This window comes from Streptomyces sp. NPDC087300, from assembly GCF_044744425.1.
Classification (GTDB): Bacteria; Actinomycetota; Actinomycetes; order Streptomycetales; family Streptomycetaceae; genus Streptomyces.
The window spans coordinates 114,376-128,232 of record NZ_JBIUYI010000007.1 but is presented as its reverse complement, the minus strand read 5'-3'; the positions used below and the strand labels follow the sequence as shown (position 1 = coordinate 128,232).

The 13,857-nt window shown below is 71.9% G+C and carries 13 protein-coding genes; 6 read left to right on the top strand and 7 right to left on the bottom strand.

The annotated features are described in order from the left end of the window. Positions 1 to 67 precede the first annotated feature (67 nt). Together ACIO9J_RS28935 and ACIO9J_RS28930 are read left to right on the top strand one after the other, a co-directional pair. On the top strand, positions 68 to 736 hold the full coding sequence (locus tag ACIO9J_RS28935; protein WP_402005776.1) for a response regulator transcription factor: 669 nt from the start codon (positions 68 to 70) through the stop codon (positions 734 to 736). Between the two features lie 47 nt (positions 737 to 783). Next, positions 784 to 1,977 (top strand): sensor histidine kinase, encoded by a 1,194-nt coding sequence (locus ACIO9J_RS28930; RefSeq protein WP_402005773.1) that lies wholly within the window; start codon positions 784 to 786, stop codon positions 1,975 to 1,977. Positions 1,978 to 2,383: 406 nt separating this feature from the next. Here ACIO9J_RS28930 and ACIO9J_RS28925 read toward each other — a convergent pair whose 3' ends face one another. Then, complete coding sequence (locus ACIO9J_RS28925) at positions 2,384 to 3,148, bottom strand: SIS domain-containing protein (RefSeq protein WP_402005770.1); 765 nt, start codon at positions 3,146 to 3,148, stop codon at positions 2,384 to 2,386. 150 nt (positions 3,149 to 3,298) lie between these two features. On the opposite strand from ACIO9J_RS28925, the gene ACIO9J_RS28920 reads away from it, so the two are divergent. Both ACIO9J_RS28920 and ACIO9J_RS28915 read left to right on the top strand, forming a co-directional pair. Then, positions 3,299 to 3,991 carry a metal-dependent transcriptional regulator gene (locus ACIO9J_RS28920; RefSeq protein ID WP_402005763.1) on the top strand — a complete coding sequence of 231 codons (693 nt, stop codon included), beginning with the start codon at positions 3,299 to 3,301 and terminating at the stop codon, positions 3,989 to 3,991. Positions 3,992 to 4,601: 610 nt separating this feature from the next. Then, positions 4,602 to 5,465: an alpha/beta fold hydrolase gene (locus ACIO9J_RS28915; RefSeq protein ID WP_402005760.1), complete on the top strand. Its 864-nt coding sequence runs from the start codon at positions 4,602 to 4,604 to the stop codon at positions 5,463 to 5,465. Between the two features lie 97 nt (positions 5,466 to 5,562). Here ACIO9J_RS28915 and pdxH read toward each other — a convergent pair whose 3' ends face one another. Next, on the bottom strand, positions 5,563 to 6,201 hold the full coding sequence (pdxH, locus tag ACIO9J_RS28910) for a pyridoxamine 5'-phosphate oxidase (RefSeq protein ID WP_402006801.1): 639 nt from the start codon (positions 6,199 to 6,201) through the stop codon (positions 5,563 to 5,565). A 355-nt stretch (positions 6,202 to 6,556) separates the two neighbouring features. Between pdxH and ACIO9J_RS28905 the strand changes: the two genes are divergently transcribed. After that, the gene (locus ACIO9J_RS28905; protein ID WP_402005757.1) at positions 6,557 to 7,657 is read left to right on the top strand and encodes a citrate synthase 2; all 1,101 of its coding nucleotides are present in this window, start codon (positions 6,557 to 6,559) and stop codon (positions 7,655 to 7,657) included. Between the two features lie 99 nt (positions 7,658 to 7,756). Here the strand turns inward: ACIO9J_RS28905 and ACIO9J_RS28900 are convergent, their stop codons facing one another. Further along, on the bottom strand, positions 7,757 to 8,089 hold the full coding sequence (locus tag ACIO9J_RS28900) for a DNA-binding protein (protein WP_402005754.1): 333 nt from the start codon (positions 8,087 to 8,089) through the stop codon (positions 7,757 to 7,759). Between the two features lie 494 nt (positions 8,090 to 8,583). On the opposite strand from ACIO9J_RS28900, the gene ACIO9J_RS28895 reads away from it, so the two are divergent. Continuing rightward, entirely contained in the window at positions 8,584 to 9,321 is a 738-nt protein-coding gene (locus tag ACIO9J_RS28895; RefSeq protein ID WP_402005751.1) for a protein kinase, read from the top strand. 149 nt (positions 9,322 to 9,470) lie between these two features. On the opposite strand, the gene ACIO9J_RS28890 is transcribed toward ACIO9J_RS28895, so the two are convergent. Genes ACIO9J_RS28890 through ACIO9J_RS28875 form a run of 4 tightly spaced genes read right to left on the bottom strand, consistent with a single transcriptional unit; the run spans position 9,471 to position 13,850 of the window. Next, positions 9,471 to 10,058, bottom strand: coding sequence for a TetR/AcrR family transcriptional regulator (locus ACIO9J_RS28890; protein ID WP_402005748.1), 588 nt, complete (start codon positions 10,056 to 10,058; stop codon positions 9,471 to 9,473). After that, positions 10,046 to 10,780 carry an enoyl-CoA hydratase family protein gene (locus ACIO9J_RS28885; RefSeq protein WP_402005745.1) on the bottom strand — a complete coding sequence of 245 codons (735 nt, stop codon included), beginning with the start codon at positions 10,778 to 10,780 and terminating at the stop codon, positions 10,046 to 10,048. The genes ACIO9J_RS28890 and ACIO9J_RS28885 overlap by 13 nt, the downstream gene beginning before the upstream one ends. Positions 10,781 to 10,791: 11 nt before the next feature. Further along, a complete protein-coding gene (locus ACIO9J_RS28880; protein ID WP_402005742.1) occupies positions 10,792 to 11,985 on the bottom strand; it encodes an acyl-CoA dehydrogenase family protein in 1,194 nt (397 codons plus the stop codon). After that, a complete protein-coding gene (locus tag ACIO9J_RS28875) occupies positions 11,982 to 13,850 on the bottom strand; it encodes an acetyl/propionyl/methylcrotonyl-CoA carboxylase subunit alpha (protein ID WP_402005739.1) in 1,869 nt (622 codons plus the stop codon). Before ACIO9J_RS28875 ends, ACIO9J_RS28880 begins: the two co-directional genes overlap by 4 nt. Positions 13,851 to 13,857: the final 7 nt, after the last annotated feature.

Below are 13,857 nucleotides of genomic sequence, written 5' to 3'. Positions count from 1 at the left end.
GGGTTTCGTTTCTCTCAACGGGGACGCTTACACCGACGAAAGGTCACTCTCCGGTACACAGGGCGGCATGCGCGTACTGCTGGTGGAGGACGAGGACTTCCTGGCCGAGATGATCGCCGAGGGGCTGCGGCGCGACGCGGTGGCCGTCGACATCGCGTCCGACGGCCTGACCGCACTGCGCAAACTGCAGCTCGGGGAGTACGACGTGGTGATCCTGGACCGCGATCTGCCGGGTGTGCACGGCGACGAGGTGTGCCGCCGCGTCGTGCGCCAGGGGCTGCTCACCCGGGTCCTGATGCTGACGGCCTCGGGCACGGTGCGTGACCGGGTGGCGGGGCTCGGCCTCGGCGCCGACGACTACCTCACCAAACCGTTCGCGTACGACGAGCTGCTGGCCCGCGTCCTCGCGCTCGGCCGCCGCACCCGGCCCGCGCTGCCCCCCGTGATCGAACGGGCCGGGCTCGTCCTGGACACCGCGCGCCGCCAGGCCAGCCGCGACGGGCGCCATCTGGCGCTGTCCCGCAAGGAGTTCGCGGTCCTCGAAACGCTGCTGCGGGCGGACGGCGCGGTGGTCAGCGGCGAGGACCTGATCGAACAGGTCTGGGAGGAGGACACCAGCTACCGCACCAACGCGGTCCGGGTCACCCTCTCCAAGCTCCGCGCGAAACTGGGTGAGCCGACGGTGGTGGAGACGGTGCCGGGCGCCGGGTACCGGATCACGGGGCGGTCCCTGTGAGGCCGGGGAAGCGGGCCGGGCGCCGCGGGCGGCTGCCCTCGCTGGGGATGAGCAGCGAGCGCTCCCGGCTCACCGCGCTGTACGGCGGGCTGCTCGTGCTCGCGGGGGCGCTCCTGACCGGCGTGGTGTACCTGCTCGTGCAGCAGGGCCTGTACGCGTCGATCAGCACGGCGGTGACCACCGCGGTGCCGCGCGAGCCCGTGCCGCCGTGGGCGTCGGCCACCGCGCCGCTCTCCACCGTGGTGCCCGCCAGGCCGGCGAAGGCCCTGGCGGGGCGGGCCACCGCCGACGACCTCGAAGGCATCGCCGTCACGAAGATCAGCGACCTGGCGGGCGAGGCCGCGCTCAACCGCCTCCTGACCGTCTCCGTGATCGTCTTCGCCGCGTACGCCGTGGTGTCGATCGCCCTCGCCTGGTGGATGGCGGGCCGGGTGCTGCGCCCCGTCTCGGTGATCACCGGCACCGCGCGGCGCCTCTCGGGCGCCAATCTGCACGAGCGGATCGCCCTGGACGCCCCGCAGGGCGAGCTGAAGCGCCTGGCCGACACCTTCGACGAGATGCTGGACCGGATAGAGCGCCTGGTCGGCGCGCAGCAGCGGTTCGCGGCCAACGCGGCGCACGAGTTGCGCACGCCGCTCGCCGTGCAGCGGGCGGCCGCCGAGATCGGTCTCGCCGGTGAGCCCGACGCGGAGCGGGTGGCGATGATCCGCAAGAAGCTGATCTCCGTGGCGGACGACAGCGAGGAGCTGATCGAGGGGCTGCTGCTGCTCGCCGCCTCCGAGCAGGGCCTGGAGCGGCGCGAGCCCGTCGCCCTGGACGTCCTGGCCCACGCGGTCACGGACGGCCTTTCCGAAGCGGCCACCGAACGGGACGTCACCGTGACGGTACGGGCCGAGCCGCTGACGGTGGAGGGCGACGGCGTACTCCTGGACCGCCTCGTCCACAACCTGGTGGCGAACGCGGTGCGCTACAACGTCCCGGGCGGCCGGGTCACCGTCCGGACCGACCCGGACGGCACCCTGGAGATCACCAACACGGGCCCCGAGGTCCCCCCGGAAACGGTCCCCCACCTCTTCGAACCCTTCCACCGCCTCCACGAACGCACCCACGCACGAGGAGAGGGCGCGGGCCTGGGCCTGTCGATCGTCTCAGCGATCGCAAGAGCACACGAAGCGGAGGTAACGGCGAAGCCGAACGGCTCGGGGGGCGGCTTGACGATCCGGGTCAGCTTCGCGCGGTAGGGGGCGTCGAGGGGTGCGGGGAATGGGCGCCGTCGTCTGGGGGCGCGGGAGACGCCGCGGCCTTCTGGGCGCGCGAGGGAACGGGCGCGGTCGTCCGGGTGCGGGGGACGGCGCGGTCTTCTAGGCGCGCGGGGAACGGCGGGGTCTCTCTAGGGGCGCGGGGAACTGCGCAATCTTGAAGGCGCACGGAGAGCGGCGGGATCCGTCCAGGGGCGCGGGGAACTGCGCGATCTTGTAGGCGCGCGAGGAACGGCGCGGTCCGTTCCAGGGGCGCGGGGAACGGCGCAGTCCTTTAGGGGCGCGGGGAACTGCGCGACCAGCCACGACGCGCCCGCGGGGACCGGCGCGCCCAGCCACGACGCACCCACCCCCGCCCAAGCCAAGCGCAGCTCATCGCAGCGAGGGCTCAACGACGGTAAAAGATCCGATCCCCGTACTCCTCGAACACCCGCCCATTCCAGTCATGCCCACCATCCACATTCGCCGACCGAAGCAACGGCGGCTGCACCCCACGAGCGACGAGCTCCTCGACGGCCGCGGCCATCATCGACTGCATCAGCGCGTTGGTGACCACACTGGACGCGGGCGCGAACGGCGCGTCGACCCCGTCGACGGCGAGCTCCGCGTCCCCCACCGCGATCTTGGAGTCGATCACGACGTCGCAGTGGTCCTTGAGGAAGCTCCCCGAGACGTGCCGCGACCGGGTCTCGGTGGCGTACGCCACCGAGGTGACGCCGATGACCTTCAGACCGAGGGCGCGCGCGTTCATCGCCATCTCCACCGGCAGCGAGTTCCTGCCGGAGAGCGAGATGATCACGAGTACGTCGCCGGGGCGGGCCGGCGAGGAGTCGAGGACGGCGCCCGCGAGCCCGTTGACCCGCTCCAGGGCGGAGCCGAGCGTGGCGGGCATGACGTCGACGCCGACGACGCCCGGCACGGCGAGCAGGTTCATCAGGGCGAGGCCGCCCGCGCGGTAGACGACGTCCTGCGCGGCCAGCGAGGAGTGCCCGGCGCCGAAGGCGAAGAGCCGTCCGCCGTCCTCGACGGCGTCGGCGAGCACGGCGCCCGCGTCGGCGACGTTCCGGGACTCCTCGTCGCGGACGCGCTGGAGTAGCCCGATGGCGGCGTCGAAGTACTGTGCGGCCAGTTTGCTCTCGCTCTTGGAGCTCATTCGCATCACGTTGCGGTCTGGACCTGTGCCCTGTCAACACTGTCCCAGGCCCGCCAGCGGCGGGAATTCCACCGGCGCGGCACGGTTGTCAGTGGTATGCGTCAGAATTGAGGGCAGGGCCAGCGCACGAGCGAATTCTGAGGGGCACCCATGTCGGGGCTGATTGACACCACTGAGATGTATTTGCGCACCATCCTCGAACTGGAGGAGGAAGGTGTGGTCCCCATGCGCGCCCGGATCGCCGAGCGGCTGGACCAGAGCGGACCGACGGTGAGCCAGACCGTGGCGCGCATGGAGCGCGACGGCCTGGTGGCGGTCGCGAGCGACCGTCACCTGGAGCTCACGGAGGAGGGCCGCCGCCTGGCCACCCGCGTGATGCGCAAGCACCGCCTCGCGGAGTGCCTGCTCGTCGACGTGATCGGGCTGGAGTGGGAGCAGGTGCACGCCGAGGCGTGCCGATGGGAGCACGTGATGAGCGAGGCGGTCGAGCGCCGCGTCCTGGAGCTGCTCCGCCACCCCACCGAGTCGCCGTACGGCAATCCGATCCCGGGCCTGGAGGAGCTGGGCGAGAAGGACGGCGCGGACCCGTTCCTCGACGAGGGCATGGTCTCGCTGACGGATCTCGATCCGGGCACCGAGGGCAAGACCGTCGTCGTCCGCAGGATCGGTGAGCCGATCCAGACGGACGCGCAGCTGATGTACACGCTGCGGCGCGCGGGCGTGCAGCCCGGCTCCGTGGTGAGCGTGACGGAGTCCGCGGGCGGTGTGCTCGTGGGCAGCAGCGGTGAGGCCGCGGAGCTGGCCTCGGAGATCGCTTCGCACGTCTTCGTCGCCAAGCGCTGAGCGTTCCGCATCGGGCGGCGGTCGCCGTACGTTGGGGCGTACGTCGCCGGATGCGGGCACTGAGGTCAACTTCCGTTACGGAAGGGGAAGTTGGCGGTCTCCCGGAATCTCCACGAGATCTATCGGAGTCCAAGATTCAGTGTGCGGAATCGCAGCGCCCGAGCGTTTTGCGTGCAAGGCTGTCGCGAGAGGCATATGACCTGAGGGCTCTTGACCGCGTCGGCGCCAGGTCTGGCCGTGCGGCCGGAGAGGGGGCAGGAGGATGTGCCCGTCTGGTGAGCGCGTACGTCCGCCCGGTGGGCGGTCCCGTACCACCCGCGGACCAGCAGAGGGCCCCGGCGCCCTTGAGCGCCGGGGCCTGTCCTCCCCTGTGCTGACCTGGAGCCCCGAGCTCTCAAGGTCATTCCCCTCGGACCGGTTTCCCCGAACGGCCCGCCCCCCGATGAAGATCTCCCCTCGGCAGCGGCGGCCAATCCTTGAGGCCGGTCACCCGAACGAGGGGTGTTATCGCCGATCCGGTCGCTTTCGAAAAGGAGTTCGATAGCGTGCGGGGGTGTGAGGCAGGACCAGGCGTGGATCCCGAGCGGAATCAAGGGGGGTGCCAGGAATCATGGTGCGGCGCATCGACGTGACGGGCGCGGGTGGCGTACGCCTCGCCGCCTGGGAGTACGCCGACCCTCCCAAGCTCAGGGAGGCCGAGTCCTCGCCCGGCGGGGTGCTGTTACTGCACGGCCTCATGGGCCGCGCCTCCCACTGGGCGGGCACCGCCCGCTGGCTCTCCGAGCGCCATCGCGCGGTCGCCCTCGACCAGCGCGGCCACGGACAGAGCGAGAAGCCCCCCGAGGGCCCCTACAGCCGCGACGCCTACGTGGACGACGCCGAGGCCGCCCTCGTCCAGCTCGGCCTCGCGCCCGCCGTGCTCATCGGCCACTCCATGGGCGCGCTCACCGCCTGGCAGCTCGCCGCGCGCCGGCCCGACCTCGTCCGGGGCCTGATCATCTGCGACATGCGGGCCTCCGCGCTCGGCGCCGCCTCGCAGCGCGAGTGGGCCGACTGGTTCAAGTCCTGGCCCGTGCCCTTCGCCACGCTCGCCGACGTACGGAAGTGGTTCGGCGAGGACGATCCCTGGGTGGAGCGCCCCAACCCCGCGCGCGGCGAGTTCTTCGCCGAGGTGATGGCCGAGGGCCCGGACGGCTGGCGGCCCGTCTTCGACCGCGCCCAGATGCTCAAGTCCCGCGAGACGTGGGTGCACGACGCGCACTGGGAGGAGCTGATCCAGGTCCGCTGCCCCACCCTGGTCGTCCGCGGCCTGGACGGCGAGCTGGGCCGCGCCGAGTCCCAGGAGATGGTCCGCGTGCTGCCCCGCGGGGAGTACGCGGAGGTGGCGGACGCGGGGCACCTGGTCCACTACGACCAGCCGGAGGCGTGGCGGGCGGCGATCGAACCGTTTCTGGACGGGGTCCTGACGGGGTAGCTGCGCCGTGCTTGAGCAGGGATTCGTGGCCTGCGGCCTACTCGTCCTCAAACGCCGGACGGGCTGAAAACCGTCGCCCTCGGCACCGGACGTGACATCACGGGCTCAGGCGCTCGATGCGCCAGCCGCCCCCGCCCTCCTCCGTGCGTGCGTACCTGAGGCGGTCGTGGAGGCGGTCTCTGCGGCCCTGCCAGAACTCCACCGCTGTCGGGGTCACCCGGAAGCCGCCCCAGTGCGGGGGGACCGGGACCTGTGCGCCCTCCGGGTAGCGTGCGGCCAAATCCGCGTAGGCGCGGTCCAGTTCGGCGCGTGAGGTGAGTACGGAGGACTGGGCGCTGGCCCAGGCGCCGAGCTGGGAGCCGTGCGGGCGGGTGCGGAAGTAGGCGACGGTCTCCTCGCGGCCCACCCGCGCCGCCGTGCCCGAGACGATGACCTGGCGGGCCATCGGGTGCCAGGGGAAGAGCAGCGAGACGTACGGGTTGGCGGCCAGCTCGCGGGCCTTGCGGGACTCGTAGTTGGTGAAGAAGACGAAGCCGCGCTCGTCGAAGCCCTTCAGGAGCACCGTGCGGGAGCTGGGCCTGCCCTCGGCGTCGGCCGTGGAGACGACCATCGCGTTGGGCTCGTGGACGGCGTCCACGTCGCGGGCCGCCTCCTTGAACCAGAGCGCGAACTGCTCCAGGGGATCGGCGGACAGACCCGCTTCGGCGAGCCCGCCGGTGACGTACTGCTCGCGCATGTCGGCCGGTTCAGGAACAGGGGAACGGGAGTCGGTCACGCGGTCATCCTGCCGTATACGAAGGGGCGCTCGACGGGGCGCACTGCGCCATGAAGAGGTGACGTGTGGCACTGAGTGCCGCATTCCATCGCCAAAGGTGGCACCGAGGTATATCGTCCTGCTGCCGAATCGGTTGGGTGACCACCAGCCTCACGGGGCATCACGGGAATGACCGTTCCGGACCGCGAGTCAGCGAAATTGACGCACACGACCGTGGAACCGGAGCGAAATTGCCCATTTTTGACACATGGTCACGAGCTGATCGCACCCCATCTCTCGAAACCATCTTGTCGAACACATCACGAGGAGCCGCCTGATGTCCGACTTCGTACCCGGACTTGAAGGAGTCGTCGCGTTCGAGACGGAGATCGCCGAACCGGACAAGGAGGGCGGCGCCCTCCGCTACCGGGGCGTCGACATCGAGGATCTGGTCGGCCACGTCTCCTTCGGGAACGTGTGGGGCCTGCTCGTCGACGGCGCCTTCAACCCCGGTCTGCCGCCGGCCGAGCCCTTCCCCATCCCGGTGCACTCCGGTGACATCCGGGTCGACGTCCAGTCCGCGCTCGCCATGCTCGCGCCCGTCTGGGGGCTGCGCCCGCTGCTCGACATCAGCGAGCAGCAGGCCCGCGACGACCTGGCCCGCGCCGCCGTCATGGCCCTTTCGTACGTCGCCCAGTCCGCCCGCGGCCAGGGCCTGCCGATGGTCCCGCAGCGCGAGATCGACAAGGCGGAGACCGTCGTCGAGCGCTTCATGAAGCGGTGGCGCGGCGAGCCCGACCCCAAGCACGTGCAGGCCGTCGACGCGTACTGGACCTCGGCCGCCGAGCACGGCATGAACGCCTCCACGTTCACCGCCCGCGTCATCGCCTCGACCGGCGCGGACGTGGCGGCGGCGCTCAGCGGGGCCGTCGGCGCGATGTCCGGGCCGCTGCACGGCGGGGCGCCGTCCCGCGTCCTCGGCATGATCGAGGAGATCGAGCGGACCGGGGACGCGGTCGCCTACGTCAAGCAGGCGCTGGACAAGGGTGAGCGCCTGATGGGCTTCGGGCACCGGGTGTACCGGGCCGAGGACCCGCGCGCGCGGGTGCTGCGCCGTACGGCCCGTGAGCTGGGCGCGCCCCGCTTCGAGGTCGCCGAGGCGCTGGAGAAGGCGGCCCTGGACGAGCTGCACGCCCGCAGGCCCGACCGTGTCCTCGCCACCAACGTGGAGTTCTGGGCGGCGATCGTCCTCGACTTCGCCGAGGTGCCGGCGCACATGTTCACGTCGATGTTCACGTGCGCACGTACGGCGGGGTGGTCGGCGCACATCCTCGAACAGAAGCGGACGGGTCGGCTTGTCCGCCCCTCGGCCCACTACGTGGGCCCTGCCTCCCGTGTGCCTCAGGCGATCGAGGGCTTTGACGAGATCGCGCGCTGAGCCGCGCGTAGGTAGTCCCGTCGGCTGGCGGAAGGGCCCGGCCACTCCTCGAAGTGACCGGGCCCTTTCGCATCCTCGTCTCCACCCCGGTCCTCGCCCCTACTCAGGGGCGCGGCTGTAACGCTCCAGGACCGCTTTACCGGTAGAAGGATCCATGAGCCGCAGCTCCCACGGTCCGGTGTTCACATCGAAGTCCTTCCCGAACCCGACCCACTTACCGGCCATCCTGCGCCCGGTCGGCTCCACCAGCAGCTGGACGGCCCCGTGATACCGGGCTCCCTGGTAGTAGCCACCAGGGGCCGTCTGCTCCATCCACGATCCGGTGACGACGGACTGGTCCACCGTCAGGTCGATGGAGAGCGGACTGTCCGGATTGCTGGACGCTCCCGGAAGACTCCGCACCGTGAGCCGGTTGCCGGACTGCACCAGCACGACCGCTTGCTGGCTTCGTTGGAATCTCCCATCTCCTCACCTGCCCGGCGCAGGGCGCGGGCCAGATCCTCTTGGCTCATGCACATGCCGATACGGACGGCGCGCAAGGTGTCGTTCGGCTCCGCGACCGTGGCTGTCATGTGATTCACGCTAGACCGGCATCCACTGCGTCTACCTGCACACCAAGGACGCCGCAGCGCTCTTCGACCGCATCGCGGGCAGGTTCCTGCACCACAACCCGCACCCCGAGAGGGGGGCTCGTCCTGCTGGCTCGCTGATCTGTACGAAGTCCGCGATGCATGACGCGGGCTTCGTCGTCGAGGACACGTATGGGGCGCACATCGAAGGCAGGGTCTCGCAGTGCGACTCCGACGACGGACGTCCCTACTAGGAGCCGCGCCGGACCGGCCCTCGCGCTGAGGGCCGGTCTGCGGCCTCCATTTTCCCGCCTCCCGTCTCTCGATTCCCCGATTCCCCCCCCAGGAAGGGCAGCAATGGCTGACACACTCACGGAGTTGCCGCTAGAGGTCGAAGCGGTCGTGCGGCCGAGGGCCGTTCTCGCCCCCGCCCGCGAGGCAGCCGTCCTGCATGCCCTGGGGAGACCGCACATCGCCTACGGCCCATGGGACCGAGGCACGTTCAGCGTGCAGCCCTGGTACGACGGAGTCGCCCTTTGGCCTCTCTGGGAGTACCGCAGGAAGGGCGCCCAGACGCCCATCGACTACGAAATCGCGGCTCAGTGCGCGGAAGCCCTCGACCGGCTCCACAGTGACGGCTGGGTCCATGGCGACATGCAACCCGCCCACCTGATCGTGGACGGCGGCAGCGTCCACCTCATCGACCTCGCGTTCGCACACGGCGGCTCCGTCAACTCCCGCTACGACTTTCCGTATCCGGGCTGCCTCGTCCACTACGAGGCCCCCGAGATCTCCCGCGCCGTGCTGGCCACCGGCACGGCCACGCCGTCCCCAGCGGCCGACGTGTACGCCCTGGGGGCCTCCCTGCTGATCTCTGCCACTGGCATCAGGGCGATGGAGTACCCGGACCATGCGGAGCGCGAGGAACAGCGGCAGGCCATCGTCGACAACAAGCGACGCCCGTTCGACCTGCCGGTGCCCTTCGGCGGCATGATCGACCGGATGCTGAGCTACGAGCCATGCGACCGTCCGGCTCTCTCGGAGGTGGCGGCGGCTTTCCGCACAGCGACGACGTGGAAAGAGCCCACCAGGTGACCCGTCCGGTCCGCGCTCGGCGCCGGGTTGGCGCCCAGCAGCCGGTGGCGTGAGGGCACGCCGGGAGGGGGCGGGCGGGTGGGACGGGGCGTCGGCGCTGCGGGGCCGAGGGCGGGGCTCCGAGGCATTGCCCGGGTGGAGGCGAGGCTCTAGAGGGCCGATTCCACCAGCACCGTCCACTGCGCCACCACCCGCTCCCTGCGCGCCCCGTCGTCCGTCAGCAGGTTCGCGAGCCCGAGGCCCCGCGCCATGTCCAGCAGCCCCTGGATCGTCTCCCTGACTCCCGCGCGGGACTCGTCCGCGTGCAGGAGTTCCACGGCGATGCGGTGCGTCTCGCGGCCGACGCGGGATTCGAGTTCCGTGACGCGCGAGCCCAGTTGGGGCTCGTTGGACGCGGCGACCCACAGATGGAGCGCCGCGCGGAAGAGCGGGCCCGTGTAGAGGTCGACGAGCGCCGCGACCACCGCCGCCCTGTCCTGCGCCCGCAGCCCCCGCAACGCGGTGGAGCGCTGCTCGGCGACGTACTCCACGGCCGCCGTGAAGAGGTCCTCCCGGGTCGGGAAGTGGTGCTGGGCCGCGCCCCGCGAGACGCCCGCGCGCTCGGCCACCACGGAGACCGTCGAGCCCGCCCAGCCGTGCTCGGCGAGACAGGCCACCGCGGCCTCCAGGAGCTTCTGGCGCGTGGCGCGGCTGCGGTCCTGCTTGGGCGCGCGGTCGGCGGCGGTCACAACGCCCATGGGCGCTCCCGTCGTTCGAAGAACGCCGCCATCCCCTCCCGGGCCTCGGCGGAGCCGAAGAGCCGCGCGGACAGGGCGATGAGGGCGTCCGAGTGGTCGTCGAATGCGTCGAGCACCTTAGCCGTGAGCAGCTTCTTCGTCTCGGCCAGGGCACCGGGCGCCGCCGCCCGCACCCCGTCGAGCAGGGCCTGGACCGTACTGTCGGGGTCGTCCGCGTACGCCGTGACGAGGCCGATCCGCGCCGCCTCCGCGCCGTCGAAGCGCTCCCCCGTGAGGTAGTAGCGGGACGCGGCGCTCGGGTCGACGCGGGGCAGCAGCGGCATGGAGATCACGGCGGGCGCGACGCCGATGTGCACCTCGCTGAACGCGAAGGTGGAGCCGGGTCCCGCGACCGCCAGGTCGCAGGCGCCCAGGAGGCCGAGCCCGCCCGCCCGTACGTGTCCCGTCACCCGGGCGACGACCGGTTTCGGCAGCTCGACGAGTTGCCGGAGCAGCGCCACGAAGGCGGCGGGGTCCGGCGGGTCCTTGAGGTCGGCGCCCGCGCAGAACGTCGTCCCGGTGTGGGTGAGCAGGATCGCGCGGGTGCCGGGGTCCTCGCCGAGGCGGCCGAGCGTCCCGGCGAGCGCGCCGAGCAGGTCCGCCGAGATCGCGTTGCGCCGCTCGGGCAGGTCGAGGGTGACGGTGGGCACGCCGCGCACCGGCGAGGAGACGGACACGCTCATGCAGGGGCTCCTCAGTAGGACTTGGGCAGGCCGAGCGTCTGGTGGGAGACGTAGTTGAGGATCATCTCCCTGCTGACCGGCGCGATCCTGGCCACCCGCGCGGCCACGATCAGCGAGGCGAGCCCGAACTCCTTGGTGAGTCCGTTGCCGCCGAGCGTGTGCACGGCCTGGTCGACGGCCTTCACACAGGCGTCGGCCGCGGCGAGCTTGGCCATGTTGGCGGCCTCTCCCGCGCCGGCGTCGTCGCCCTCGTCGTAGAGCCTGGCGGCCTTCTGCGTCATCAGGCGGGCGAGTTCGATCTCGATGTGGCACTGGGCGAGCGGGTGCGCGATGGCCTGGTGGGCGCCGATGGGGGCCTTCCAGACGGTGCGTTCCTTGGCGTACTCGGTGGCGCGGCCCAGCGCGTAGCGGGCCATGCCGAGGGCGAAGGCGGCGGTCATGACGCGTTCGGGGTTCAGGCCGGCGAAGAGCTGGAGCAGGCCCGCGTCCTCGTCGCCGACGAGCGCGTCGGCGGGCAGCCGCACGTCGTCGAGGGTCAGCTCGAACTGCTTCTCCGGGGCCTGGAGTTCCATGTCGATCTGCCGCCGCTGGAAGCCGTCGGCGTCGCGCGGGACGATGAACAGGCACGGCTTGAGGTTGCCGGTCCGCGCGTCGGAGGTGCGGCCGACGATCAGCGTGGCGTCGGCGATGTCCACGCCGGAGATGAAGACCTTGCGGCCGGTCAGGAGCCAGTCGCCGGAGTCGGGGTCGCGGCGGGCCGTGGTGGTGATGCGGTGCGAGTTGGAGCCCGCGTCCGGTTCGGTGATGCCGAAGGCCATCGTGCGGGAGCCGTCGGCGAGGCCCGGCAGCCACTCCCGCTTCTGCGCCTCGGTACCGAAGCGGGCGATGACCGTGCCGCAGATCGCCGGTGAGACGACCATCATCAGGAGCGGGCAGCCCGCGGCGCCCAACTCCTCAAGCACGATGGAGAGTTCGGCGATGCCGCCGCCTCCGCCGCCGTACTCCTCGGGCAGGTTCACGCCCAGGTAGCCGAGCCCCGCGGCGTCCGCCCACAGCTCGTCGGGGTGGCCGTCCTCCTGGACGACGCGGGTCATGTACGTACGGCCGTAGCGCTTGCCGAGGGCCGCGACGGCGGCGCGCAGGGCCTGGTGTTCCTCGGTCTCCAGGACGACGCTGCGAGAGGCGGTGCTGCGAGCGGTGCTCATACGGACTCTTCCTCCTGTACGACGGCGAGCAGCGCGCCGACCTCGACCTGATGGCCGGGGACGGCGTGCAGGACGGTGAGCGTGCCGGAGGCGGGAGCGGAGATCCGGTGCTCCATCTTCATGGCCTCCAGCCAGACGAGGGGCTGCCCGGCGGTGACGCGCGTGCCCTCGGCGAGCCCTTCGGCGACGCGGACGACGGTGCCGGGCATCGGGGCGAGCAGCGAGCCGGGCTCGCGGCGCGCGGTGGGCTCGGGGAGCAGGGGCAGCGCGGTGAGGACGGTGACGCCCCGGGGCGTGCCGACGTGGACGCGATCGTCGCCGTACCGGTCGACCGTGAACTCCCTCCGTACGCCGTCGACTTCGAGCACCACGCGGCCCGACGTCACGGTGACCACGCGCACCCCTTCGGCGGTCAGGCCGTCCCGGGTGTGCTCGTAGCGGACCTCGTGCTCGGCGCCGCCGGGTTCGGCGCGGTAGCGCTTGACGCTCGGCTGCGAGCGGAGGTTGCGCCAGCCGCCGAACCGGGAGCGGCCGTGCGCGTCGGCGAGCGCGGCGGCCAGCGGGGCGTGCGGTTCGGGCGCGGCGGCCGTGAGGCCGGCGAGGTGCCGGTCGTAGAAGCCGGTGTCCATCCTGGCGGCGGTGAACTCCGGGTGGCGCAGGGAGCGTACGAGCAGGTCGCGATTTGTCACCGGGCCGTGCACCGCCGCCCGTTCCAGGGCCCCGGCGAGCTTGCGCACGGCCTCGGCGCGGGTGGGGGCGTGCGCGACGGCCTTGGCGAGCATGGCGTCGTAGTGCACGCCGATGGTGTCGCCCGCCGCGTACCCGGTGTCCAGGCGCACCCCGGGCACGGTCAGGCGGTGCAGCGTGCCGGTCTGCGGGGTCCAGTCCGCCGCCGGGTCCTCGGCGTACAGGCGGGCCTCGACGGCGTGCCCGTGCGCGGTGGGCGGCTCCCCCTCCAGCGGGCGCCCCTCGGCGATCCGGATCTGCAACGCCACCAGGTCGATCCCGAACACCGCCTCGGTGACGGGGTGTTCGACCTGGAGGCGGGTGTTCATCTCCAGGAAGTGCGCGCGGCCGCCCGCCACGAGGAACTCCACGGTGCCCGCGCCCCGGTACTCCGTGACCCGCGCGGCCCGCACGGCCTGCGCGTGCAGCTCGTCGACCAGCGCCGGGGGCAGCCCCGGCGCGGGCGACTCCTCCACGACCTTCTGGTGGCGGCGCTGGAGCGTGCAGTCACGGGTGCCGAGCGGCCACACCGCGCCGTGCGCGTCCGCCATGATCTGCACCTCGACGTGCCTGCCGCCCTCGACGAACGGCTCGACGAAGACCTCGCCGTCCCCGAACGCGCTCGCCGCCTCCGCCCGCGCGGCCGCCAACTCCCCTTCCAGCGCGGCCAGTTCCCGTACGACGCGCATCCCGCGCCCGCCGCCGCCCGCGGCCGCCTTCACCAGGACCGGCAGATCGGCCTCGGTGACCTCCTTGAGCGGCTCGACGCCCATCAGCTCCTTGGCGCGCGTCTTGGACGCCATCGCCTCGATCGCCTCGGGCGGCGGCCCGATCCAGACCAGTCCGGCGGCCAGGACGGCGCGCGCGAAGTCCGCGTTCTCGGAGAGGAAGCCGTAGCCGGGGTGCACGGCGTCCGCGCCCGCCGCCCGCGCGGCCCGCACGATCAGCTCGCCGCGCAGATACGTGTCGGCGGGCGCCGCGCCCGGCAGCCGTACGGCCGCGTCCGCCTCCCGTACGTGCAGGGCGTCCGCGTCGGCGTCCGAGTGCACGGCGACCGTGGAGATGCCCAGCTCCCGGCAGGTACGGAAGACCCGGCAGGCGATCTCGCCCCGGTTGGCCACCAACAGCGTGGAAATCATGGGGAGT